General features: G+C 73.0%; 20 protein-coding genes. 4 read left to right on the plus strand and 16 right to left on the minus strand.

The window, feature by feature from the left end:
• Positions 1 to 3: 3 nt before the first annotated feature.
• The 12 genes from OG870_RS24285 to OG870_RS24340 form a co-directional block, all read right to left on the minus strand.
• Positions 4 to 567, minus strand: coding sequence for a phage tail protein (locus OG870_RS24285; protein WP_266839268.1), 564 nt, complete (start codon positions 565 to 567; stop codon positions 4 to 6).
• Positions 564 to 2,534: a putative baseplate assembly protein gene (locus OG870_RS24290; protein WP_266518205.1), complete on the minus strand. Its 1,971-nt coding sequence runs from the start codon at positions 2,532 to 2,534 to the stop codon at positions 564 to 566. The genes OG870_RS24285 and OG870_RS24290 overlap by 4 nt, the downstream gene beginning before the upstream one ends.
• Positions 2,534 to 2,956 (minus strand): GPW/gp25 family protein, encoded by a 423-nt coding sequence (locus tag OG870_RS24295; protein WP_266518208.1) that lies wholly within the window; start codon positions 2,954 to 2,956, stop codon positions 2,534 to 2,536. Before OG870_RS24295 ends, OG870_RS24290 begins: the two co-directional genes overlap by 1 nt.
• Positions 2,956 to 3,273: a PAAR domain-containing protein gene (locus OG870_RS24300; RefSeq protein WP_266518210.1), complete on the minus strand. Its 318-nt coding sequence runs from the start codon at positions 3,271 to 3,273 to the stop codon at positions 2,956 to 2,958. The genes OG870_RS24295 and OG870_RS24300 overlap by 1 nt, the downstream gene beginning before the upstream one ends.
• A 62-nt stretch (positions 3,274 to 3,335) precedes the next feature.
• Positions 3,336 to 5,186: a VgrG-related protein gene (locus OG870_RS24305; RefSeq protein WP_327691427.1), complete on the minus strand. Its 1,851-nt coding sequence runs from the start codon at positions 5,184 to 5,186 to the stop codon at positions 3,336 to 3,338.
• A complete protein-coding gene (locus OG870_RS24310; protein ID WP_266518216.1) occupies positions 5,183 to 5,905 on the minus strand; it encodes a CIS tube protein in 723 nt (240 codons plus the stop codon). Before OG870_RS24310 ends, OG870_RS24305 begins: the two co-directional genes overlap by 4 nt.
• Before the next feature lie 97 nt (positions 5,906 to 6,002).
• On the minus strand, positions 6,003 to 6,428 hold the full coding sequence (locus tag OG870_RS24315; RefSeq protein WP_266518219.1) for a phage tail protein: 426 nt from the start codon (positions 6,426 to 6,428) through the stop codon (positions 6,003 to 6,005).
• Between the two features lie 39 nt (positions 6,429 to 6,467).
• On the minus strand, positions 6,468 to 9,401 hold the full coding sequence (locus OG870_RS24320; RefSeq protein WP_327691428.1) for a hypothetical protein: 2,934 nt from the start codon (positions 9,399 to 9,401) through the stop codon (positions 6,468 to 6,470).
• A 4-nt stretch (positions 9,402 to 9,405) separates the two neighbouring features.
• A complete protein-coding gene (locus OG870_RS24325; RefSeq protein WP_020938517.1) occupies positions 9,406 to 9,564 on the minus strand; it encodes a DUF6760 family protein in 159 nt (52 codons plus the stop codon).
• Positions 9,561 to 10,055, minus strand: coding sequence for a hypothetical protein (locus tag OG870_RS24330; RefSeq protein WP_266582936.1), 495 nt, complete (start codon positions 10,053 to 10,055; stop codon positions 9,561 to 9,563). Before OG870_RS24330 ends, OG870_RS24325 begins: the two co-directional genes overlap by 4 nt.
• On the minus strand, positions 10,052 to 10,492 hold the full coding sequence (locus tag OG870_RS24335; protein WP_266518238.1) for a phage tail protein: 441 nt from the start codon (positions 10,490 to 10,492) through the stop codon (positions 10,052 to 10,054). Before OG870_RS24335 ends, OG870_RS24330 begins: the two co-directional genes overlap by 4 nt.
• A 50-nt stretch (positions 10,493 to 10,542) precedes the next feature.
• A complete protein-coding gene (locus OG870_RS24340; RefSeq protein ID WP_266839261.1) occupies positions 10,543 to 12,096 on the minus strand; it encodes a phage tail sheath family protein in 1,554 nt (517 codons plus the stop codon).
• 281 nt (positions 12,097 to 12,377) lie between these two features.
• Between OG870_RS24340 and OG870_RS24345 the strand changes: the two genes are divergently transcribed.
• Positions 12,378 to 14,102 carry an eCIS core domain-containing protein gene (locus OG870_RS24345; RefSeq protein WP_266582934.1) on the plus strand — a complete coding sequence of 575 codons (1,725 nt, stop codon included), beginning with the start codon at positions 12,378 to 12,380 and terminating at the stop codon, positions 14,100 to 14,102.
• A 4-nt stretch (positions 14,103 to 14,106) separates the two neighbouring features.
• On the opposite strand, the gene OG870_RS24350 is transcribed toward OG870_RS24345, so the two are convergent.
• The 4 genes from OG870_RS24350 to OG870_RS24365 all read right to left on the minus strand — a co-directional run bounded on the left by OG870_RS24350 (position 14,107) and on the right by OG870_RS24365 (position 20,933).
• Positions 14,107 to 16,269, minus strand: a complete 2,163-nt coding sequence (locus tag OG870_RS24350) for an ATP-binding protein (protein ID WP_266582932.1) — start codon at positions 16,267 to 16,269, stop codon at positions 14,107 to 14,109.
• Positions 16,266 to 16,961 carry a DUF4255 domain-containing protein gene (locus OG870_RS24355; protein ID WP_266518250.1) on the minus strand — a complete coding sequence of 232 codons (696 nt, stop codon included), beginning with the start codon at positions 16,959 to 16,961 and terminating at the stop codon, positions 16,266 to 16,268. The genes OG870_RS24350 and OG870_RS24355 overlap by 4 nt, the downstream gene beginning before the upstream one ends.
• Entirely contained in the window at positions 16,958 to 20,122 is a 3,165-nt protein-coding gene (locus OG870_RS24360; RefSeq protein ID WP_266582930.1) for a hypothetical protein, read from the minus strand. Before OG870_RS24360 ends, OG870_RS24355 begins: the two co-directional genes overlap by 4 nt.
• A gap of 145 nt (positions 20,123 to 20,267) precedes the next feature.
• Positions 20,268 to 20,933, minus strand: a complete 666-nt coding sequence (locus OG870_RS24365) for a helix-turn-helix transcriptional regulator (protein ID WP_266582928.1) — start codon at positions 20,931 to 20,933, stop codon at positions 20,268 to 20,270.
• A 251-nt stretch (positions 20,934 to 21,184) separates the two neighbouring features.
• Here OG870_RS24365 and OG870_RS24370 point away from each other — a divergent pair, with 251 nt between their 5' ends.
• The 3 genes from OG870_RS24370 (at position 21,185) to OG870_RS24380 (ending at position 24,256) form a co-directional block, all read left to right on the plus strand.
• Positions 21,185 to 22,468, plus strand: a complete 1,284-nt coding sequence (locus OG870_RS24370) for a COG1470 family protein (RefSeq protein ID WP_405626828.1) — start codon at positions 21,185 to 21,187, stop codon at positions 22,466 to 22,468.
• A gap of 354 nt (positions 22,469 to 22,822) precedes the next feature.
• Positions 22,823 to 23,890 carry an alpha/beta fold hydrolase gene (locus OG870_RS24375; RefSeq protein ID WP_266839257.1) on the plus strand — a complete coding sequence of 356 codons (1,068 nt, stop codon included), beginning with the start codon at positions 22,823 to 22,825 and terminating at the stop codon, positions 23,888 to 23,890.
• 93 nt (positions 23,891 to 23,983) lie between these two features.
• Positions 23,984 to 24,256 carry a hypothetical protein gene (locus tag OG870_RS24380; protein ID WP_266842308.1) on the plus strand — a complete coding sequence of 91 codons (273 nt, stop codon included), beginning with the start codon at positions 23,984 to 23,986 and terminating at the stop codon, positions 24,254 to 24,256.
• Positions 24,257 to 24,286: the final 30 nt, after the last annotated feature.

Below are 24,286 nucleotides of genomic sequence, written 5' to 3' on the forward strand. Positions count from 1 at the left end.
ACGTCACCTCCCTTCGTCGGCGGGTGGGCCGGGCAGGACCTCCACCCGGCAGACGGTGTGCACCGGGCACATGGCCCGGACGATCTCGCGGACCCTGCCCACGTCGATCCGCTCCTCGCGAACCGGCCACACCCGGACCAGGGGCTCGGCGGGGGGCCGCGGCGGCAGGTCGGCTCGGGCGGTGCCCGACCACCACGAACCGCCGTCGTCGCGTACCTCGGCGTGCACGCCGAGTGCGAGCCGGAGGGCCTCGACCAGGCCGCGCCGGGTGCCACGCCACCGGTGCAGTTCCACCGCCCGGACGACCGCCTCGCGGCGCTGCTCCACCGGCCACTGCGGATCGTCGGTGGCGCCCACCCACGACGCCAGCCAGGCCAGGAAGTCCGTCGGAGCGATCCGGGGATCGAGGTAGGCGGGCAGGTTGTCGAGGGTGGTGAACACCGGGGCGAGGACGGTGTCGAGGCCCGCGGTGAAGCGCTGGGCGAAGTCGTCGTCGGCGTACAGGGCGGGCAGTTGCTCACCGATCGGGTGACGGCTGGGCAGGCCGGGTACGGCGGCGCGGCTCATCCCCGCGCCTCCGGCTCGACGGCCGTGACGACCACCTGGTGCTGGTACGAGAAGACCAGGGCGCCCGCGGCCACGTCGATGCGGTCGGACGGCGCGCCGCGCCGCCCGGTGATCGGGTCGGCGGGGAACAGCCGGATCTCCTCCACCAGCGCGTTGCCGGTGGCGCGTTGGAGGATGCCGAACACCTCGCCGTACTGCACCGGTCGCCCGAAGGGCCATCCGGTGCCGTCCGGTCCGCCGTGCAGCGGGTTGAGGTGACGGAACAGCGCGGCGAGCGCCGCGTCGCGCACCCGGTCGGTGTCGCCCGGTGCCGCCGCGAGCCGGGCCACCACGGTGACACCCTGGTAGACCGGTGGCTCCACCACGAGGCGGGTGCCGATCAGGCGTCGTTCGTCGAGGCTCGCGGTGATCGTCTCCAGCACCTGGTCGGAGGGGATCAGCTGCTCGAAGCGGAGCCGGTCGTCGCCCTCGTCGGCGACCGCGTCCGGCACCACCAGGACCCGTACCGCGCCCGCGTCCTCAGCCGCGGGCAGGCAGCGCACCCGGCGCACCGAGGGCGCCGCCTGGCGGCTGATGATCTCGTAGTCCTCGGCGGTCACCGCGCGTTCCTGCATTCGCAGTGCGTCCGGCGCCCGCAGCTTGGCGTTGTCGAGAGTCTCCCCGGGGACCCCGCCGCGCGCCGCCTCCCGGTTGGTGACCCGGGCGACGTACGGAACGGAGCTGCGCAGCACGGAGATCGCACCGCGGGCGACGTTGCCCGCCGGGCCGCCGCCGGTGCGGTAGCGGGCCACTCTGATCTGCGCTCCCTTCGGCGGTACGGCGCCGCACTGGCGCAGCGTGCCGTCCGGCTCGCGCAGCACGGGGGGGAAGGAGAACTCGCCGGTCGTGGCGTCCACGCGGACGTGCCGGTCCGCGGGGCCGGAGCGGCCGAAGTGCTCCACGACCTCCCAGCGCTGCCAGCCCTCGGCGGAGGACACCTCCACCACGGGCGGTTCGCCGTCCAGGAGCACCGGCGGGCGGCCGAGCCGGAAGGTCTGCCCCGCCACCCCCTCCGAGGTGCCGAGCGGCACGTCGGTCACGGTCTCGGCGTGCTCGACGGACATGGTGCCGCCCACGGTGAACACCGCCGCCTCGCGCACCGTCGGTGACTCCGAGTAGAACGGCTGGCCCGGCTCCGCCTCGGTGACCCGGCAGCGCAGCCAGCCGGCCCGGGTGCCGCCGATCACCGACGCCGTGTGCCCGGCCGGGACGTGGACGATGACCTCGCCGGGCCGGTTGAGGCCGCCCGTGGTGTCCGTGCCGGTCTCGCACAGCCGCCAGCCGCCGCCGTCCCACGCCTCCCACACCAGCGGGGGCTGGCGCGGGTCCACGCCGACACCCTCCACGCGGCTGTCCAGGTTCACCGCGACGATGCAGCGCGGCACCGCCGTGGGCAGGCCGAACAGCAGCGCGTCGCCCGGCTCCGGTGTCGCCTGGAAGCACGGCACGTCGCCGCCCTCGGAGATCTCCCGGGTCCGGTCCGTCTGCTCGCCCGTCCGGGGCGCGGTCACCAGACGCGTCAACTCGCTTGGCATGATGCGCAGTTCGTCCGTGGTCGCGAACACCACGGCCTCGTCGCTCTCGCCGCTCTCGCCGCGCGCGCTGGTCACCTCGGTGCCCGCGGGCAGCGCCACCGTGTCGGGCTGCGGCGCCGACAGCCAGAAGTCGACGTCGGCCCCGGCCGCGGCGGGCGGGAACAGGCGGATGCCCAACAGGTCCAGGAACGCCGTGTAGTTCTTGTCCGGCACCCGGTTGAGCCGGTACAGCAGCTGGTCCACGAGATAGGCGAACGTCTCGATCAGCGTGACGCCCGGGTCGGACACGTTGTGGTCGGTCCACTCCGGCGCGCGCTGCTGCACGTACCGCTTGGCCTCGTCGACGAGTTGCTGGAACCGCCGGTCGTCCAGATTGGGGGAGGGCAGAGCCATCAGTCGGCGACCATTTCCTCGGTCCCCTCCTCGGAGGGGATCGTGTAGAAGGGAAAGACCAGGTTGCGGCGGTCGTTGGTGGTACGCACCGTGTAGTGCACGTCGATGTAGAGGGTCCCGGCCTCGACCGCGTCGAAGGCGACCACCACGTCCTCCACCGCGATGCGCGGCTCCCACCGCTCCAGGGCCTCGCGCACCTGCTGGGCGATACGTCCGGCGGTCGCGCCGTCACCGGGGGCGAAGACGTAGTCGTGGATGCCGCAGCCGAACTCGGGGCGCATCGGCCGCTCGCCCGGTGCCGTGCCGAGGACCAGGCGGATCGCCTCCTCGATCTCCTGGGCCCGCTCGACCATGCCGATCCCGCCGGTCGGCCCGACCCGCAGCGGGAACGCCCAGCCGCGCCCGATGAAGCGTTCGCTCATCACACGCCCCCGATCAGGACGTTGAGGGCGCCCATCATGACCATCGCGCCGCAGGTGGACTGGTCGCGCTGCCGTGCGGCCGGCAGACCGCCGATGAGGACCTGGCCCTTGGCGAGCGAGCTCGGGTCGGGCTTGATCACGTTGGCCGGCCCCAGGGCGGCGTGCGGCGGGATCGGGCAGGCGACCAGGCTGCCCACGACGGCAGCGGGCTTGCCGCCGATCCACACGGTCGCCACGGCCCTGGCGGCCATGGGCGGCGGGGTACCGACAGCGCCGCCGTGGTTGGTCTGGTCACCGGTACGGGCTGCGGCTGGCATGCGGTGCTCCTTGCGACGGGTAGGACTGAGGGTCGGAGGACTGAAGGTCAAAGGGCCGAGGCTCAGTTGATCCTGATGAGCTTGGCCTTGAGGACGCCGAGCAGACCGCCGTCGACGGTGACGCCCGCGCGGCCCTTGATGTTCACGTTCGAGCTGCCGTTGATGTCCACGTCGCGGCCGCCGATCGTCACTCCGACCCGGCCCTGGATGTCCACGTTCCGGCCCGACACGCTCACGTTGCCCCGTCCCGCGTCCAGGGTGATGCCCTTCTTGTCGAGCACGACGGAGCTGAGGGGCTGCCGGCCCTTCCCGGCGTACACCGTCAGCTCGATCCGGTCCCGCCGGTCGTCCAGGAACACTTCGAGGCGCTCGTCGGCGGACCTCAGCCGCACCCCGGAGGGGCCCGGGGCCCGCGCGTCCAGCAGCTCCACCCGGTGCCCCGAACGCGACACCAGGGAACGGCGGTTGACCTTCCCACTGGTGCCGTCGATGAGCGGCACGTCGTGCTTCGAGGGCTTGTCCACGCCGTTGTAGAGCCCGCCGATGACGTACGGGCTGTCCAGCAGGCCCTGTTCGAAGCCGACCAGCACCTCGTCGTTGACCTCGGGACTCACCACGCCGCCGCCGCCCTTGCCGCCCCACTGCACGGTGCGCACCCAGTCGGTGACGTAAGTGTCGTCCAGCCAGGGGAACTTCAGCCGTACGCCACCGCTCTCGGCGCCGCCCGGCTCGCGTACGTCCGTGACCACGCCGATCGCCAGACCCGGCATGCGCGGTCCGCGGCCGGGCGCGTTGGCGCCGGTCACCAGGCCCGCGAGGGAACGGTCCGGGCTGGCGCTGACCCACACCGTCGTCCGGTACCCGCCGTGCGGCTCCAGGACGTGCTGCACCGCCGTCGCCGTGTACTTGCCGGAGAACGCCTGCCCGACGTTGCCGAGGGCCACGGGCTTGCCCGCGCGCAGCCGCGGGTTGCCCTCGGCCAGCACCTCCAACTCGCCGAAGGCCGCGCTGACCTGATCGGCCACGGCGTCGGCGACCGCGGTCGTCTCGGCCTGCGTGCGGTACGGGGTGTCGGTGACGGTCAGCTTGGTGGACTTGCCGAACCGGGCCGCGAACGCCGGGCTCAGACCCGGCACCACGGTCTCGCTGTCCACCGACGGCTTGCGGGCCACCAGCGGCCGCTTCGTGGTGACGTCCCAGCCGCGCACCTCCACCTGCGAGGCCCCGTCCGCGGCCGACAGTGAGGCCCGCAGCGCCAGCAGGTTGCGCCCGTACTCCAGCACCATCGGGTTGCGGGTGGCCGGGGTCGACGGCGCGGGCGCGCCGGACGCCTTCTCCGGCTTGGTGAACTGCAGCACGCCCTTGTCGTCGACGCGCACCTGCGCGCCGCTCTCGCCCGCCAGGTACTGCAGGAAATCCCAGTCGGACACGTTCGCCTGCGAGAGCTGCTTGTACGTGACCGGCGCGGCCTCCACCTTCCCGCAGGTCAGCCCGGCCCCGGCGGCGACCTTGCGGACGATCGCCGCGGCCGTCATGTTCCGGTACGCCACCACCTTGCGGCCCCGCTGCAGACGGTGCGCCTTGGAATAGGCGCGCACCACCGTGAAGGAGCCCGTGCTGTCCCGGTCCACCTCCAGCGCAGTCACCTCGCCGTTGAACAGCCGCTCGCGCGCCTGCCCGGACACGGTCATCACCGACACCCTCAGCGGGGTGCCGATGGTGATGCCGGTCGCCTTCAGGAACTCGTGATCGGGGTCGCGGAAGGTGAGCTGTGCCGCATCCGGCAGGCCCACGTTCTCGTCCACCACACAACTCACCAGCTGGGCGGCCCAGATCGGCGGCAGCTCGGCGGGCGTCTCCACGATGGGGTCCGCCGCGAACGACCGCCCGCCCCGCGCCTCGGGTGTGGTCATCGCTCCTCCTCACCGCCCGCGTCCCGCAGCCCAGGCACCACCAGTTCGGTGCCGGGCACGAGCGCCATCGGATCGTCGATTCCGTTCGCCTCGGCGATGGCCCGCCAGGCGGTCGCGTCGCCGTACTCCCGCCAGGCCAGCAGGGCCAGGCTGTCGCCCGCCACCACGGTGTGCGTGCTGCGGGCGGTGCGCGCGCCGGACGTCGGGTTCTGGCCCGGCGGGTCGACGCTCGCCTCCTCGATGGACAGCGCGCAGGTGGCCCTGAGCGGCGTGCCGTCCACGTCGAAGAGCGTGTACGTCACCGAAAGGCTCGACATCACCCCGTCGAACGACGTCGTCCGCGCCGTGCCCCACTCGAACCGCACCCACGGGCTGGCCGGCTTCTTGCGGCCCAGGCTCGCGGGGCTCGGCACACACGCCTTCATCAGCTTCTCCACCGCCTGCTCCACGGACTTGTCGTGGGTGGCGGTGGCGTCCAGGAACACCTCCAGGCTCAGCACGCGCGGACCGCTGCCGACGAACTCGGGCAGCGCCGACTCCCCCGCCATCCGGGACGGGGTGCGCCGCCATTCTGTGGTCTTGCGCAACTCCAGGGTGGAGGGGTTGAACTGGAGGTCGAGCTGCGCGATCGTCCCGCCGGGCTTCGCACCGACCGAGGCCGGCGGCTCCTTCAGGGTCAGCTGGGCCCTGGTCCGACTGGTACGTGCCGCTGGGGACATGCCGGGACCTCCTTTCCGGGGCGTAGAGGCGAGTCGTGTCTGCTGGTCGAGGCAGGGGCGGGCAAAGGTCGGGAAGGGTCGGGTCGGTGAGAAGAGGTCAGGACGGTCGCAGTCCCTGGTGGGCGATCTCCAGCGTCTCCACCGCCGCCTCGGAGTTGGCGGGGTCGAAGGACGGCCCCTGCCAGCGCACCGGGACGATGCCGAACACCTGCCAGCTGATGATCCGCGTCAGGTCCGGTTTCAGCGCCACGATCTCGCCGTCCTTGGGCTCCACCCGCTTCAGCGTGTCGTCGAGCCACCGCGCGATCTTCGCCGTGTCGGCGGTGACCGGCCGGGTGAGCGTGATGTTCGACCAGGTCACGCGGCCGGGCAGCTGCCAGGTGAAGCCGTTGTTGCCGCCCTCGGCGTAGCTCTCCATCTCGACCTCGGCGCCCATGCCGGAGCAGGTGTGGAAGGCTCCGAGGTCGTTGCCGCCGATGGCGAGCCGGAAGAACACGCTCGTGGCGAAGATGTTGTCGGTCATCGGTCCGTCGTCCGTTCCATGCGCCTGCGTTCCATGTCCTCAGCGGCGTCCGTCGTAGGGGCGGCCGGTACGTTCCCGGCCGCGCCGCAGCTCGGTGCGCAGCAGCCGGGCCATCGGGTCGAGCAGGCGCCGCGCCAGGTCGTCCAGATCGACACCGGGGTCCTGCGGTGTCCCGGAACGCCGGTCCCCGCCCTTGCAGGAGGCGGACCCGGAAGCGGATCCAGAGGTCCCGGAGGCGGCCGACGTGGAGGCCGAGCGTGAACGGCCGTGCGCCCGAGCCGCCTTCGCCGGTCCACCCTTGGACAGGGCGGCGCCGTGGCCGTCGGTGGCGTCGCGCTGAACCGGCGTCGCCGCCGCGCCGTTCCCGCCGCGCACCGCCCGGACCACGGGAACGGCCAGCACCGGTGCCGCTGCGTTCGGCGGCCGTTCGGCGAGCGGCGGCGCCTGCGGTGCGGTGACCGGCAGCGGGCGCGCCGCAACGGCGGGGGCAGCCCCCGTGGGCAGACCGGCAGACGCGGGCCGTACGACGGGAACGCGCTGGACGAAAGCCGGGGAGGCAGAAGAACCCAGGGAGGCTGAACCGCCCGGGGAGCCGGGAGAACCGGGAGAGCCAGGGGAACCAGGAACGCCAAGGGAGCCGGGGGACCCCGAAGAGGAGCCGACCGGGCCGACGCCTCGTACGCCCGAGTCGTCACGTCCGGCGGGTGCGGACGCGGCCCGCTGGACCTGCGGTGTCGTCGGCGTGCTCGGCGAGGGCCGCGCGGCGTCGCCCTGGTGGGCGGCCGGGGCGCCGGGCCAGCGCGCGGCCACGACGGGAGTGCGGCCGGAGCGCGCGGCGGCGGGCGGTGTCGCCCCTTCCGGAGTCCGCGTACTCAGCAGGAGCGGGCGTGCGGGCAGCAGTTGGAGGGGGCGGGTGAGTGGTGCTGCCTGGGCGGAGTGCGCTCCGGTGTGGGTGACGGTGAGAGGGTGCGCGGTGCCGGGCCGGCCGCCGCCGGCGCTCGTCGGGGCCACTGCACGGGCGACGACGACCGGGCTCGGGGAGGCAGGGACTCGGGGACGCTGCCCGCCGACCCGCACACCGGGCGGTCGTACGGTCGCGGCCGGGTTCTCCGTGCCCCCGGCGCCCGTGGACGCGGCAGGGGCAGGCGTCACCAGAGGGGTGGCGGAGGTGCTTCCGCGGTCCGCGAGGGCCGGTGACGCGGGGGCCCCGGTGGAGGAGTGGTCCGCCAGACGGCGCTGGACGTCGGTCGCGCCCAGCAGCGGCGCGTCCGGTCCCTCTGTACCGGGTGCGGTGCCGGTGTGCGTCTGGCCGTGATCTGCCTTGGGGGGCAAGGGAGTTGACGGGGTGTTCCGGTCCTGTTGTGCCGGAGCCTGACGCGCGTCGGGTGTGCCGTCCGCCTGACGCTGGACGATGGGCAGCGCCGGGCCGGACGTGGTGGGAGCCGTGAGCGCGCCGGACGCGGTGGCACTGGGCGGACCGGCGCTGGGTGGCAGGGCGGACAGCGGTGCGCCCAGGCCGCCGCGTACTCGGGCGCCGTCCGGTGCGCTGTGGGCCGTTCCCTTCGCGCCGTTGTCGTGCGCGCGTGGGGTGCCGGCCGCGCCGTCCGCCAGTCGCTGGACGACAGGTGGTGCCGGGGCGGGTGCGGGTCCCGCGCTCCGGGAGCCGGGGGCGGAGGAGCCGGCCACGTCTGCGCTGGGTGGCAGGGCGGACAGCGGTGCGCCCAGGCCGCCGCGTACCCGGGTGCCGTCCGGTGCGCCCTGTCCCGGCTTGTTCGCGGCGCTGTCGTGCGGACGTGTGGTGTCCGCCCCGGTCGTTCCTGTCGCGCCCGCCGCACCGTCCGCCTGACGCTGGACGACAGGCAGGGCGGGGCCCGAGGGGGCGGGCGGGACGGAGGCGTCCGCCGCCAACGGTGCGGCCGGCGAGGGCGGTTCGCCTTGCCCGCTGCCGAGGGGCGCGCGGCTCGGTTCGACCGCGGCGGCTCGTTGTACGGGAGCGGCGGTGCCGTTGCCCGGTGCCGCGTGAGCTGTGGGACGCAGGGCTGCGACGCGGCGCACCGGTCCGGACGGTCGCCGGGCAGCGGTCAGGGCGGGCCCCGCCGGGGTGGCCCGGACGGCAGGGCGGGTCGCCTCCGGCTGCGTACGGCCCCCGGAAGCGCTGCCGGACGGTGCCTTCGAGGCGGGCCCGGGCGCGACGCCGCCGGCGCCCGCGCCCCCGGCCGTGCTCGCGACCGGGAGCACCGATACACGTCGTACCAGAGGAATTTCCGGTGCGGTGGCCGTGCGGCCGGTGTCGGCGGGGGGTGCGGGGGGTGCGGGGGTCACGACCGGGTCGGTGCCTGGCAGCGCGGTCCGTTGGACGGGAGCGGACGACGAGGGGAGCACGGCGGGAGAGTCCGTGGCCGTCAGGCCGCGTGTGCGCGGTGCCGTCTTGCCCGAACTCCCCGTCCCGGCAGCGCTGTTGCCACCGGAGCGCGCCACCACGGGGGCGTCCTGGCCGCGGGACGGCCGTGCGGGTGCTGCCGACGGCCCGGCGCCCGGCGTGCCGTCCGCCGATTCGCCCGCCCCTTCCGGGCGCAGCGCGCGCAGCAGCAGTGGGCCCCCGCCGGCATGGGTGGCCTGCGGCGCGGCCGGGCGGGTGACGCCGCGGACCAGGCCGGTCGGGGCGGTGGGCAGCATCGCGTGACCGAGACCCGAGTCGAACGACGGGTTCTGCCAGGAGGCGAGGCCCGCACGGAACGCGAGCCCGTCGCTCACCCCGAGCGGGGCGCGGGCCACGGTGAGTTGCGGCGCCGCGGTACGACGCCAGCCGCCGTCCCAGTCGCCGGGCACAGCGGAACCCGCGCGGCCGGACGTGCCCGGCTCCGGGCCGGAGTCCCGCGAACCGTTCGACGCCGCGCCGGAGTGCTCCGCACCCGTACGGTCCGCGGTGTCCGGCGCGGCGGTCCGGCGGCGCAGCCTGTCCCGCCATGCCATGCGCTCAACCGCCTTCGTTCACACGGGTGTTGATACGGGCGATCTCGGCCACCCACTGCCGGCGCTCGTCGTGGGTCAGATCGAGGATCTCCTCGCGCTGCCAGTGGAAGTGGTAGGCGATGTACGCGATCTCCTCCCGGAGCCGGGGAAGGGCGTACGTCACGATTCCCCCAGGCGCCCACCCGAGAGGTCGACCTCGAAGCCGCCCTCGCAGTGCGGGCAGGTCACGGCCGCGCGGGTGTGACCCTCGCTGTTGACCCGGCGGTAGAAGTCCTGGAGGAAGGCCACGTCGGTGGCGTACATCCGCTCCACGACCCCGGCGTGCACGTCCGTGATGCTGCCGATCCGGGTGATCACCTGGCTCAGCAGCACCACGCTCAGGTACGCCGGGTTCTCCTTGACCCGCAGATCGATCTGCGGCCGCAGTTCGTCCCGGGCGGTGGCCAGACGCATCGAACCGTGCCGGTGCAGGGTGCCCGCCTCGTCCACGTACCCGCGCGGCAGCTCGAACTCGAACTCGGTGCGCAGCCCGTGATCCTCCCGCGGCGGCGGCGGAACGGCGGCGGGGGGCGCCGCCTGCTCCTGCGCCGGGGCGGGCGCCGTCATCGCGAGGATCTCGTCCAGGTTGCCCGCCGTGACCGTACGGCGCTTCATTCGACGGAGATCTCCTCGAACACGATCGTCACGGACTCGGTGGCCGGGGACGACTCGCCCGCCTTCAGGGACGGGCCCTCCCACTTGGACACCCAGCCCTGCATCAGCTGGATGCGGCGGACCGTGTTCATCTCGGAGTCCATGATCTCGATGGTGAGGTTCTGCCGCGCGGAGGAGACGGCACCCTTGTTCAGGGTCTCCTTGATCCACGAGGTGAACTCGCTGCTCTGGTCGAGTCCCCGGGTGATCGTCACCTCGCCGGCCTGCCGGGCGCCCGGCTGCTTGCGGATGATCTGCTTGCCCGTGTCGCTGACCTGCTTGATCTCGACGACGTCCTCTTCGACGGTCAGCCCGCTGATCTCCTGGATCGACTCGACCCGGTAGCCGCCGAGCTGCACGCCGAAGACGTGGGTGGAAAGAGCATCGCCCTCTGCCATGACTGTCTGTCACCTTTCCTTGCGGAGCCGTTGTTCCCGCGGAGCCGGGATCACTCGTCGATGAGGCTGGTGCTGTCGGAGAACTGCGCCAGCCGGAAGATCACGAACTCCGCGGGCTTGACCGGCGAGACGCCGATCTCACAGACGACCCGGCCCTGGTCGATGGACTCCTGCGGGTTGTTGTCGCGGTCGCACTTCACGTAGAACGCCTCTTCGGCGGTGCGGCCGAACAGCGCGCCGCGGCGCCACTCCTCGGTGAGGAACGCGGTGACGTTGCGCCGGATACTCGACCACAGCCGGTCGTCGTTCGGCTCGAAGACCACCCACTGGGTGCCCAACAGAATGGACTCTTCGAGGTAGTTGAACAGGCGGCGCACGTTCAGGTAGCGCCAGGCCGGGTCGGAGGAGAGGGTGCGGGCGCCCCAGATGCGGATGCCGCGGCCGGGGAAGGCCCGTACGCAGTTCACGCCGATCGGGTTCAGCAGGTCCTGCTCGCCCTTGCTGAGCCGCAGTTCGAGGTCGACCGCGCCGCGGATGACCTCGTTGGCGGGCGCCTTGTGCACCCCGCGCTCGGCGTCGCTGCGCGCCCACACACCGGCGACGTGACCGCTCGGCGGGACGGTGGTGTTGCGCCCGGCGGCCGGGTCGAAGACCCGCACCCACGGGTAGTACAGGGTGGCGTAGCGGGAGTCGTAGCCCGCCTCGTCGTTGCGCCAGGTGCGTACCTGCTGGGCGTTGAGGCCGGGCGGGGTGTCCAGGACGGCGACGCGGTCGCCCATCTGCTCGCAGTGCGAGATCACCGCGAGCTGCACGGTGCGCACACCCTCGGCGTCGATGTCGCCGCGCTGGTAGGCGCTCATCAGGTCCGGCACGGCGACCATGGTGATCTCGTCGATCGCCTCCAGGCCGCCGAACCCGGTGCGGGCCGCGGAGTCGCCGACGTACTCGGCGGGGTCGAGGCGGACGACCTCGGCGGAGCCGTTCGCGGAAGGCGCGCCCGGAGCGTCGGGCACCGCCACGGTCTGGGCGGCGGGCCGGCTCTGCGTGGCGCCGCGCTGCTCGGTGACCTCGATCAGCTTGGAGGCGCGGGTCTGCGTGAGCACGTAGCCCTTGACGTTCTTGCGGACGGAGACCTCGTACGTCTCCGCCACCTGCTCGCCCTGGCGGACCAGCACCTTGAAGCGGTCCTCCGGCGGGTTCTCGCCGTCCGCGTCGGCGATCTCCACCGACACGCCGGTCACACCGGGCCGGGCCGCGACGAGGAAGCCGCCGAGCTCCACCGGCTGGGCCGTCCTCGGCTGTCCGGCGCCGTTCGCCGACGGGCCCGAGGCGCCGTCGGCCGAGCCGCCGATGCGCACGATGTAGGCGGCGCCGCCGCCGTTGGAGAAGTACCCGTAGACCGCGTGGGCCAGATAGGTGCCCTCGGTGAAGGAGCCGAACAGCTGGGTGTACTGGTCCCAGCTGGTGACCAGTGTCGGCGCGTGGAAGGGACCGCTCCCGGCGAACCCTACGAACGCGGCGACGGCGGTGCCGACCCCCTCGATCGGTCGGGCACCGGACTGCACCTCCTCCACGTACACGCCCGGGGTGAGGTACGTCGGCATGCTGGCTCCTTCACGTCCTTGCGGGGCACCTGTGTCCAGGGCGAGTCTGCGGGGCGGGTGAGGCGGACGACAGGGACGTACGGACCTGAACGGGGGCAGGCCCACTGCCTTTCCGGGCTCCCCGCGCGACCCGCCCGGACGTCACCCGCCCTTGCCCCGGCGCTGCCCGCGCGGCCCTGGACGCCCCGTCAGCCCGCGCGGTCCACTGGTGGCCGCGGCAGGTGGCAGCAGCAGGTGGTGGCCGCGGCAGGGGTGCGGCGCCGAGGAGACAGAGGCAGCGGATGCAGACGTCGAGGACGACGCACACCGAGCAGTCCGGGAGCGGGCAGCCGGTGCGCCGCCCGGCTCCCGCGCGACGCGAGTCGTCCGCGGGCGGCGCGGCCGTACCGCCCCCGCTCAGCGCCGAGATGCTCCGGGCTGTGCAGCGCGCCGCGGGCAACGCCGCGGTGACCGGCATGATCGCCCGCCGCGCCCGCACCGCGCCCGCCGCGGAGCAAGCCGTCGACACCGGCGTCGAGGCCGTCCTGGACACGAACGGCAAACCCCTCGCGGAGCCGGTGCGCCGTGAGATGGAGTCCCGCTTCGACACGGACTTCTCCGACGTACGCCTGCACACCGGTGCGGCGGCCGCCCGCTCGGCCCGGGCGATCGGCGCCCGCGCCTACACCTCCGGCAGCCATGTCGTGCTCGGCACGGGCGGCGGCGACAAGCACACCCTCGCGCATGAACTCAGGCATGTCGAGCAGCAGCGCAGCGGCCCGGTCTCGGGCACCGACACCGGGCACGGCTTCGCGATGTCGCATCCGCGCGACGACTTCGAACAGGACGCCGAGGCCACCGCGCGCAAGGTCATGTCGGGGCCGGCGCCGGTGCAGCGCAGGCCGCAGGCGGGGCAGGACGGGGCGGCCCCGACGGCGGGCGGGGACACGGACACGGTGCAGCGGGCCAGCGCCACCACGCTGGAGGACGCGGTCGTGTCGCACTACGTCCCCACCAGGGAGAACGCCCAGCCCGCGTACGGCCTGACCATCAAGCGTCCCCGGGAGGTGAAGGGCTCCATCAAGCCGACGGGCACGAAGGGGCGGGCGGCGGCGCCGAACCCGATCGCGGTCAAGTCCCTGCACGAGGTCTACAAGGGCAACAAGGCCAAGGGCACGGCCGCTCCCACCGAGGCGATGGTGTGGAAGGACCTGTTCGGCGGGGCGGGCTTCGACCGCGGCCATGTGATGGGACTGGAGGTGGGCGGCTCCGACGTCGCGCAGAACATCGTCCCCCAGTGGTCCCTGAACCAGGGCACCGGCATGTGGCGCCGGATCGAGCACGCGCTGGTGGGGGTGAGCAAGGGTGACGTGCGCTTCGAGGTGCACTACGCGACGCGGAACGGCAACCACCACGGGGTGATGATCCCGACCCACATCGACATCTACCTGAACAACGCCCACTACGACGCGTGGGAGAACGAACCCGACGCCAACGACCTCATCCGGTCGGGCCGGGACCCCAACGACCTGGCCGCGTTCTACACCCGGGCGAAGGACGCCCTCGGCGGCCTGACGCAGCTGACCGAGGACCAGATGCAGCACTTCGCCTTCGCCGCGATGTCCCGGGACAGGGCGGACTACCTCGCCCTCCAGGACTTCGAGCGCGAGAGGGCCGCGGGCCGCGACCCCGGCCCCGGCGACAGCACCGCCGACACCCACCGGCAGACCATGAAGCTCGGGGACTTCCCGAAGGACCGCAGGGACAAACTGATCGAGGCGTACGTCGACGGAGGCTGGGTGACCAAGAGCGGCACCGGCGACAACGCCACCTACACCCTCGGCGATCCCCCGGCTCCCGCACTCGACAGCGACACCGAGTCCAGCAGCCAGTCCAGTGACTCCGACGTCGACATGTCCGACGGCTCCCAGCCGACGTCGCCCGGACAGCCGTTCGCCACCATCCAGTTCGGCTCGCAGGGCAGCAGCTCGGACGGGGACTGGGAGGACAGGATGGACACCGACTAGCCGGCTAGGCGCCGGTGGCCTCCGCCAGGTACGGCCCGAACTCGCCCTCCAGGACCAGCCGTCCCAGCTTGCGGTACTCCTGGGCGATCGCCGTCACCAGCTGCCGCATGGCGAGCGGTGCGCCCGACTCCGCCGCCAGGTACGCCGCCGTCACCGCGCACGCCCGGATCGAGCCGCCGGCCAGTTCGAAGCGGTCCGCGCAGAAGGCGAGGTCCAGGTCGGCGTCCCGGGGCAGCCGTTCGCCCAGGCAGCGCTCCCACAGGGCGAGGCGCTGGCCGGCGTCGGGCACCGGGAAGTCCGCGACCACGTCCAGCCGGCGGGTGAACGCCTCGTCCAGGTTGGCGCGCAGGTTGGTGGTCAGCACCGCGATCCCGTCGAACGACTCCATGCGCTGCAGCAGGTACGCCGACTCGATGTTGGCGTGCCGGTCGTGCGCGTCCTTGACCTCCGAGCGCTTGCCGAAGATCGCGTCGGCCTCGTCGAAGAGCAGCACCGCGTTGACCGCCGACGCCTCGGTGAAGATGCGCTCCAGGTTCTTCTCGGTCTCGCCCACGTACTTGTCGACGACCGTGGACAGGTCCACCACGTACAGGTCCATGCCGAGGTCCGCCGCGACGACCTCGGCGGACATGGTCTTGCCGGTGCCCGACTCGCCCGCGAAGAGTGCGATGACGCCGCGGCCCCGGCCGCCCCCCGGCCGCATCCCCCACTGCCCGAGCACCTGTTCGCGATGGCGGGCGCGGAGCGCGAGTTCGCGCAGCCGCCGGTGGGTGGGCGGCGGCAGCACCAGGTCGTCCCAGCCGACCCCCGGCTCCACCCGGCGGGCGAGCCGTTCGAGCCCCGCCCCGTTCTGGGCCCGCACGGCGCTGCGCAGATCGTCGGCGCGGACCGGGCGTCCCGCGAGGGCGGCCGTACGTACCGCGACGTCGGCGGCACGGTGCAACTGCCCGGAGTCCAGCCGGTGCGCGGCGACGGCACGGGCGAGAGCCTCCACGTCGCCGGCCACCGAGCCCGCGACGCCGACGCCGCCACGAGTGCCATCGGCGTCATCGGCGGTCCGGGCGTCATCGTCGGCACCGGCAGCACCCGCACCCGCGGCCCGGTTGAGGGCGTGTCGCCAGCGGGCGGCCTGCCGTTCCGGGGAGGGGGCGGGGACGGTCAGGACCACGGGAGTGTCGGCCGCCCACAGGGGGTCCCAGCCGACGGTGCCATGGGTGAGCAGTGGGATCCCGCGCAGCGTCGTGCACAACGCGCCCAGTGTGCGGGCCCGTTCGGCGGGTTCGGCGGGCAGTGCTTCCAGCGGTCCGAGGACGACGCCGGCACCGGTCAGCCGGGCTTCGAGTGCCACCACCCGGGCGATCGCCGGTACGTCGTCGGGGCGCCGGGCGAGTGCCGCCGCGTCCAGGACGAGGGCGCGCATCCCGGCCGCGTGCAGGGCCGCGACGGCCAGCCCCCCGGCGTCACCGCCCCGGCTGCGCAGCTGGACCAGGCCCGCGCCGGTGCCGGCCGCGGCCGCCGCCCGGTGGACCTCCGCCGTCTCGGCGGTCGGGTCCTCGCGGGCCTCGCCGAGCACCCCGGCGAGCCGGGCGTCGGGCTGCGTGCTGCCCAGGAGATGCCCCGTGACCCGGTCGGGGACGGTCAGCACGCGGGACAGCGGGGGCCGTTCGGCTTCGGTGACCTCCACCAGGCCGCCCGCGACCAGCGGTGCCGAGGGGGCCAGCCGGAACCGGCCGGACGCCGCCCCGGCGAGCCCGCACAGCTCCAGGGCCAGCCCGACCGTGGGCCGACGGCGCGTCAGGTCGTCGTTGAGATAGCCGTAGAGCCGCTCGAACCGCGCGTCCAGGTCGGGTGCCGTCGCGACCAGCAGCAGGTCCAGGTCCAGGGAGGACAGGGCGAACCGCGTGGCGAGAGCGCCGAGGACGGAGCCGGCCGGGGGCTGCCAGGGCTGCTGCTCGGGTACGCCGAGCCCGCCCGGCTCGTGCAGGATGCGGGCCGCCGCCTCGGGCGTGAGGTACTGGCCGCGATACGGGTCGTCGGGATCGGGATCACCCGCGCGCCGCAGCGCCACCGCGTGCCGCACCCGTTCCTCGACGGCGCGCAGCCGCAGCCACAGATGCTCCTCGGTACCGGTGGGGGACACCGTCACGGGTTCCGCGGTCTGCGTCACGGCTGCCGGTCCCCCCTGCGGCGGCGCCTGGCCGGTGCGGGACGTTCGCGGGGGCCCGCATAGCCGCTCGGGCCCGGGTCGCTGGTCTCCGTGTAGCGCAGGCGGCGGCCCTCGTCCGCGTCCTCGGTGCGCGGGGTGGCACGTACGACGAGGCCCTCGGTGACCGGAGGCGCGGTGGCCTTGGTGATGCCGGCGAGCGGTGCCCGTACCCGCACGTTGAGCGAGGCCTTCAGTTCGCCGCCCATCGCCGACCACACGTCGGAGGCGGTCGGCGCGTCACCGGACCCGGCGGTGTCAAGGCCCACGGTCAGGCCGAGTTCGGCGAGCGTGCCGGTGAGCAGCCGCGCGGGCAGGGTGTCGGCGGCCACCAGCGTGCCGAGCACCTGCGAGAGCAGCCGGTGTTCGTCCTGCGGGCGGGTCGCCCACGCGGTGACCAGGTACGTCAGCTCGAACCAGCGCGGCGGGGTGCGCCGCGCCACGAGGTGGCCGTCCTCGTCGTACACCTCCCCGGAGCCGCTGCCGCGCCGTACGGCGTCCTCGCGGATGTCGTACAGGAAGACGCAGACCGTCGGGGCGCTGCGGCGCGCCGCCCAGTCCCGGGTGGGGGCGTCGAAGACCACGTCGACACCCGACGCCTCCAGGCCGGACTCGCCGAGCAGCCTGCGCAGCCCCTCGTCGACCTCGTGGATCACCGGCGGGTCACCTCGTCCGGCGGCTGCACGCTGCCGTTGACCACCAGGAAGTCGGTCGTCACCGGGGAGAAGCCGGGGCCCTTGGCGGTGATGATCCGCGGCCCGGTCTGGTCCTTGGCGAGGATGAGCAACTGGCCGATGAACGTGCCGTCCCGCAGCGGAACCGTCGGCGCCGCCGCCGCGGTGATCCCCGGCTTCCAGCTGAACCGCACCGGCACGCCCGGCGGGAAGTCCTTGCCGCGCACCGAGGTGACGAAGCCGGGCTTGCCGATCGGCGGCACCGCGACGATGCGCGGCTGCAGGATGCGCAGCCGCTGCCGGGCGGTGTTGTCGCTCTTGTCGGCGTCCGTCCCGGTGGTGGTGAGCCGGCCGGTGACGTGGCCGGTCAGCGCCTTGTCGGGGGAGAGGACGACCCGCACGACGGTGCTCGCGCCCTGGTCGAGGTCCGGCAGCGCGCACACCCAGGCCTTGTCGCAGCCCTCGGGCGGCCCGTTGTCCGGGATGCCCTTGGGCAGGCCGATGTGCAGCCGCAGCCCGGTCGCCAGCGCGTTGCGTCCGTTGCGCACGGTGTACGTCACCACGACACGCCCGCCGACGTAGCCGGGGTTGGGCTGGGCGGTGACCTTGACGCCGGGCCCGGCGTCGGGCGCGGGCGGCTGCGGGGGAACGGTGGGCGTCGGCGTGGGTGTCGGGGTCGGCGCGGGCGTGGCCTCGCGCACCGGCACCACGGTCTGGCCCGTGTTGTCGCTGGGCTGCGGATCCAGGACCGTGCCGGTGACCGTCCAGCCGACCGGCTGGTCGCCGGCGGTGACCCCGGTGAGGGTGACGCTCACAGGGACGGTCGTGCCGGGCTGCACCACGCCGACGTTGCACTGCAGGGAGGCGGCGTCACAGGTGCCCCCGGGCCAGGTCACCTTGGTGACCTGTGCACCGGCCGGCGGGGCGATGGTCAGCGTGGTGCCGGGGGAGGCGGCGGGGCCGTTGTTCACGAGCCCTACCTGGACGGTCGTGGACTTGCCGACGGTGACGTCGGGGGTGGTGCCGGGCGCCTGGACCGCGAGGTTCACGGACTGCTGGACGCTGGGCTCCTTCTGCCGGCCCGCGAGCCCCGAGGTGAGCGGCGTGAGGTCACCGGAGTCGACGTCCAACAGGCTCAGCTTCTCGGGGCTGTTGGACGCCACGGCGGCACGCGAGCTGATCACCAGGCCCTTGCCGTCGGCCGTCCAGGCGGCGTCGCGCGGCTGGAAGGGGCCGGTGGCGGAGGTGTCCGGCAGCTGTCGGCCGCAGGCGCCGGGCAGGCCGCGGGCGGCTGCGGGGGTCAGCACCCGGCAGTCGTCGCCCGTGAGGGAGGTCAGCAGGATGCCGTCGCGCTCGTCGACCTGGCCGCCGCCGCTCTTGCGGTTGAAGGCGATGTTCAGGCCGTCCGGGGAGAACGCCGGACTGTCGTCGATGACCGCGCAGTCGCCCGGGCAGATCCTGGCGCTCAGGTCGCGCTGCTGGTCCAGGTGTTTCACGGGCACGGTCCAGATGTGCTTGTTGCCGCCGTTCCCGCCGATCACCTCGTTGCGGGTGAAGGCCAGGGTGGTGCCGTCGGAGGACCAGGTCGGCTGGGCGTCGCGGCCCGTCTGCTGCCCGGCCGGCGGGGTGATCTGGCCGGTGATCGCGCCGGTCGCCGCGTCGGCGATGAGGATGCGGCTGGGACCCGCCGCCTCGCCGACGCCGCCCGGCGAAGTCCGGGTGAAGGCAAGGTACTTGCCGTCCGGGGAGAACGTCGGGTCGGTGTCCCAGTCCGTCGCGCCGCGTCCCGCGAGCGGCATCGGCGCCGCGTTGAAGCCGTCGGCGTCCACCATCCAGATCCGCTCGATCCGCCGGCCGTCGGCGTCGGTCTCGAAGCGGGTGACGACGATCCGGCGCCCGTCGGGCGTGTAGTTCTGCCGCTCGGTCCACGGGTCGAAACCGGTCGCGGGCTGGAACAGCGGGTCCTTGGCGGGGTCGGTGTTGGTGTCGGCCGCCGGATCCTCGTTGAGGATCGGCAGCCCCAGGTCGCGTGGGTCGGACCCGTCCGACCGGGCGTCCTGGAGGGTCACCACGTGTGCGCCGGAGTGGTTCTTGTCAGGGGGTGCCGCCGAGGTGCGCTCCACCACGACGCCGCCGCCGTCGACCGGGCCGACCCAGGTGGGCGAGAGGACCTTCCGGTCCTCGTTGAGCACCAGTTCGGGTTCCTGGTCGGAGTGTGCGGTCGCCTTGAACACATGGTCGTAGTCGCCCTCGCACGTGCAGGTGATCTCGGGGCTCAGGAACACCAGCCCGTCCCCGTTGGGCTTCCACGACGCCCCGTGGGCACGCCAGTTCGCGTACGTGCCCCCGAACAGCGGCTCGTCGCTGGTCCCGTTCGTGATCCGCAGCCGGGGTACGGACGTCCCGTCGACGGTGGTGGTGGCGGTGTACGCGATCCAGTCCCGGTTCACGTCGTCATTGACCGGGTTCCACGCGGGTTCGCCTGCCGTGCCGTTGGCGGGGGAGGTGATCCGGGTGGCGGGGCCGCCGTTCAGGGCCCGTACGTAGATCTGCTGTCCGACCAGCGGATTGCTGTCACTGGAGTACGCCAGGCGCTGCCCGTCGGGGGAGACCGTCGGGCACTCCTCGTTCGCGGGGGTGTCGGTGAGCCGGGTCAGACCCGTGCCGTCGGTGCGCACCAGCCACAGGTCGCGCTGCGTTCCGCCGCCCAGGCCGGCGGATTCGGCCGCGTCGAACACCACGGACTGCCCGTCCGGGGTAAGCCGGGGGTGCGCCGCGTCCATGCCGCTGGTGAGACGCCGCACGGAACCGTCGGCGGCCCGCAGATAGATCTGCGGGGTCTTCTCGTCGCGGAGGCTCGCGAAGACCAGCTGGTCGCCGAGCGCGGACGGTTGCATGTCGTAGTGGGCCGGGCCGGCACCGAACAGCGGGGTGCTGGAGGTGGGGGTGGCGACCGTGCCCAGGCTGCGGTGCCCGGTGCCGGCGTACGCGACCCGGGTCTCGGCGGCGTCGGCCGCCCGCGGGGCGGACACGGCGCTGCCCTGTCCGGACGCCGCCGTCACCCCGAGCAGCGGGATCAGCAGCAGCAACGACGTTCCGAGTCTCCCCAGGCGGTACCGCCCGCCGGGGTCAGCCGTTCCCATCGCGTCCCCTTCGCAGTCAGGTGCGGCCGCCGCATGTGCCCATCCGGACCGCCCCCGCCACCCTGTACCGGCCGTGCGCGGCGCGGCAGGGCGGCGGGGCCGTACCCGGGGGAAGCGCGCGGTGCGCTTTCGGGCAATGCCGGTGTCATATAAGGCCGTTGCGCAGCGCGTAGCCCACCGCGTGGGCCCGGTTGCGCAGTTGGAGCCGGGTGATGATCTCGTGCAGGACGTTCTTGACGGTCCGTTCCGAGTACGCGGTCTTGCGGGCGATCTCCGCGGTGTCCAGGCCCTCCGACACCAGGCGCAGCATGTCCGCCTCACGCGTGGTCAGCGTGGACAGGGACAGGCCCCGCGGGTCGAGCGCCGAGCGCTGGAGGCTGCCCACATGGCTCAGCAGCTTGCCCAGCAGATCGCCCGGGAGCACACCCTCGCCGTTGGCCACCGCCAGGACCAGGTTCAGCAGTTGGTCGTGGTCGGCCTCGGAACGCCGCAGCACCGCCGCCACACCGCACTCGATGACGCGCTGCAGTCCGCCGGAGCCGAGCGTGCCGACCACCAGGCCGGTGCGGGTGACGGTGTTGATCCGCAGCCGGTCCAGCAGGGCGGCCACGTCTTCGTCGACGGTGTCCACGACCACGAGCGACACATGGGCCTGCTCCGCGTCACCCTCGTCGAGCAGTTCGACCTCGGGGCGCTGGCGCAGCTGGTGGACGATACCGACGCGCAGGACCGGGTCGGCGGCGTACACGGTCACGGTCACCCGGCTCTTACGTCCGGGCGAGTTCTTCTCCTGTGCACTTGCACTGGGCATCGGGGGGTACCTGTTCCATGGGTTCGTGGGGGGTGGGGCGCAGGGGCGTGGAGACACCACAGGCGGTGCGCGGGAGGCGACGCGCGACACTAACGGCCCGCGGTTACAAGGGAGTTGCCGGTGGCTGTACGGGCATCATGGCTGCCCGGATCTTGCCCTCGCGTGCCTCGCGGCGTCCCCGGGTGTGTTTCTACGGTGGTGGCGTGACGCCTTCCGCAGCCTCTTCCGGTCCCGGTGCGCCCGGCCTCGACATCCCGGCCGTGACGGTGGCGCCTGGGGACACCGCCACGACGACTCTGACCGTCCGCAACGACAGCGACATCGTCGAGGCGTACAGCCTGGAGGTCGTCGGGGACTGCGCACCCTGGACCACCGTGGAACCCGCGCGGGTCTCGCTCTATCCCAGCACCTCCGAAACGGTGACGCTCCGTCTGGAGCCGCCGCGTTCGCACGAGATACGGGCCGGCGAGCTGCCGCTCGGCGTGCGGGTCCTGCCGACCGAGCACCCCGAGACCGTGCGGGTCCTCGAAACGACCGTGCACATCCAGGAGTTCCACGAGCTGCGCACCGAACTGGCCCCGCGCCGTCGGCGCGGCTGGCTGCGCGGCCGCTACCGGCTGGCCGTCCAGAACCAGGGCAACACCCCGGTGCAGGTGGGCTTCACCCCCGGCCAGGCGGGCGAGGAGCTGGCGTTCGCCTTCACCCCGGCGAAGCCGAAGCTGGAGCCCGGCGAGTCGGCGGAGATCGGGCTGCGCGTCCGCACCGGCAAGCCGGTGTGGTTCGGCGCCCCGGTGGTCTGGCCGTTCACCGTGGACACGGCCGAGGACGGCGAGCAGGAGGAGCCCAGCCCGTACGAGAACGCCGTACGGACGCCGCTGGACGCCGAGTTCGTCCAGATTCCGATCTTCCCCAAGTGGCTCCTCGCACTGCTCGCCGCGCTCCTCGCGCTGCTGATCGCCTGGTTCCTGCTGGTCAGGCCCGCGGTGCGCAGTGCCGCCAAGGACGCGGCCGACGAGGCGGTCCAGGCACGTCCCACGCCCGCCGGACAGCAGACTCCGGGCAACAGTGGTTCCGGCGGCGCCGGTTCGGCCACTCCCGGCGGCCAGGGGTCGGGCGGTTCGGCCGGAGCGGGCGGCGACGGCGGCGGCACGGGTGGTGGCGGCACCGCCGGCGGCGGTCAGCAGAGCTCGCAGACCATCGACGTGCAGTCGGCGAGCGGCGAGACCAAGCCCGGCACCTACACGGTGCCGAAGGACAGTGTCTTCGAAGTGACGGACATCGTCGTCGCCAACTTCCAAGGCGACGAAGGGCTGTTGACGATCTCCTTCGGCGATCGCAAGATCACCACGATCGCCATGGAGACCTTCCGTAACCAGGACTACCACTGGGTGACCCCCATCAAGATCCCCGAGGGCGATGCCGTGTCCATCGAGGTGACCTGCAACAAGCCGGGCACGCCGGCCACCGGCCGTCGGGCGAAGGGCTGCCACGAGGTCCTGAACGTGAGCGGTGTGCTCCGCAGCACCAAGCAATGAATCGAACTCTCCACTTCCGGGCCATTGTTGATCGGCAAAGGTGTCCTATGCAAAGAGTTCGATCTCACGCGACCGGATCCGTCCGGAAAACGTCAACACCGGTCTGAAAACCTCGGCCCGCCGCCTGGCGGGGCGGAGCGCATGAGTCAGCCCCGGGTCCCATGGACCCGGGGTTTTTTGCCGCCTCGTCGCCGTCACCGGTCAAAGGGGTGTTGAAGGGTGCGTTCGCATCCGGATCAAAAAGGGTGGGCGGTCGTTTTCAAATAATCGTCACCGTCTTGACTGGTGACGCCCTTCCGTGTGAGAGTCAGTCATCGCACCAGCCGGTGCCGCGGGGACAAGTGGAGGATTCGCATGATCGACAGGCGTGGCTTCGGCAAGGCCCTGGGAGTGGGAACAGGCGCCGCCGCCCTTTCGGTGGCCGGCCTGCAGAGCGCGTCCGCGGCGCAGACCCTCCCCATGGCCGTCCCCGCGGCAGCCCCCACGGCCGACCCCGCGACCGCGTCCGGCGGACGCACCGGCTTCCCGCGGCTGAAGCAGATCAGGGCCGGCCTGCTGGACGTCGGCTACGCCGAACTGGGCCCGGCCCACGGCCCGGCGGTCATCTGCCTGCACGGCTGGCCGTACGACATCCACAGTTACGTCGATGTCGCCCCGCTGCTGGCGGAGCAGGGGTGCCGGGTGATCGTCCCGTACCTGCGCGGCCACGGCACGACGCGCTTCCTCTCCGACCGGACGTTCCGCAACGCCCAGCAGTCGGCGATCGCCCTGGACGTCATCGCCCTGATGGACGCCCTGAAGATCGAGAAGGCGGTGCTGGCCGGCTTCGACTGGGGCTCGCGCACCGCGGACATCGTCGCCGCGCTGTGGCCCGAGCGCTGCAAGGCCCTCGTGTCGGTGAGCGGATACCTGATCACCAACCGCGAGGCCCAGCTCTCACCGATCGCACCGCAAGCGGAGCACACCTGGTGGTACCAGTACTACTTCGCCACCGAGCGCGGCCGGCAGGCCATGGAGGCCCCGAAACTGCGCCACGACCTGACCCGGTTCGTCTGGGACACCGTCTCCCCGACGTGGGACTTCGACGACGCCACCTTCGAGCGCACCGCGGCCGCCTTCGAGAACCCGGACTACGCGGCCGTCGTCATCCACAACTACCGCTGGCGGCTGAGCCTCGCCGACGGCGAGCCTCGCTACGACGGTCTGGAGAAGCGGCTCGCCGCCCGCCCGTACATCGACGTGCCGACCATCACCCTCGACCCCGAGCGCGACCCCTTCACGGCACCGGGCAACGGCTCCACCTACCGCGACAGGTTCACGGGCAAGTACGAGCACCGCACCCTGACCGGCATCGGCCACAACCTGCCCCAGGAGGCGCCGACGGCCTTCGCGCAGGCGGTCGTGGACGTGGACCACTTCTGACGAAACCTTCGGTCACCGTCCCGACAGGTGATCGCCATGTGATCGACAGCTGATTCATGCAAGGCGAATCCGACCACCGAACGGAGCTCGACCATGAAAAGCACCAGCACCAGCACCAGCACCAGCACCAGCACCACCACCAGCACCACCACCACCGACACCACCACCGACACCACCACCGTCACCGCCACTGCGGCTGCCACTGCCGTGCGGCGGGCGAGGTTCGGCAAGTTGCCCGAGCGTATTCGCTATGAGGAGATGGTCGAGGAGAGGGCGGCCGGGTCGAGCGACCCGACCCGGTACGCCTACGACCCCGAGGGCTCGTGGAAGTCCTTCTCCTGCCTCGCGCTCGACCTGGGCCTCTGACGCGGCCCTTGTCGCATACCGGCATCACCT

Source organism: Streptomyces sp. NBC_00461 (genome assembly GCF_036013935.1).
In the GTDB taxonomy this organism is placed as follows: domain Bacteria; phylum Actinomycetota; class Actinomycetes; order Streptomycetales; family Streptomycetaceae; genus Streptomyces.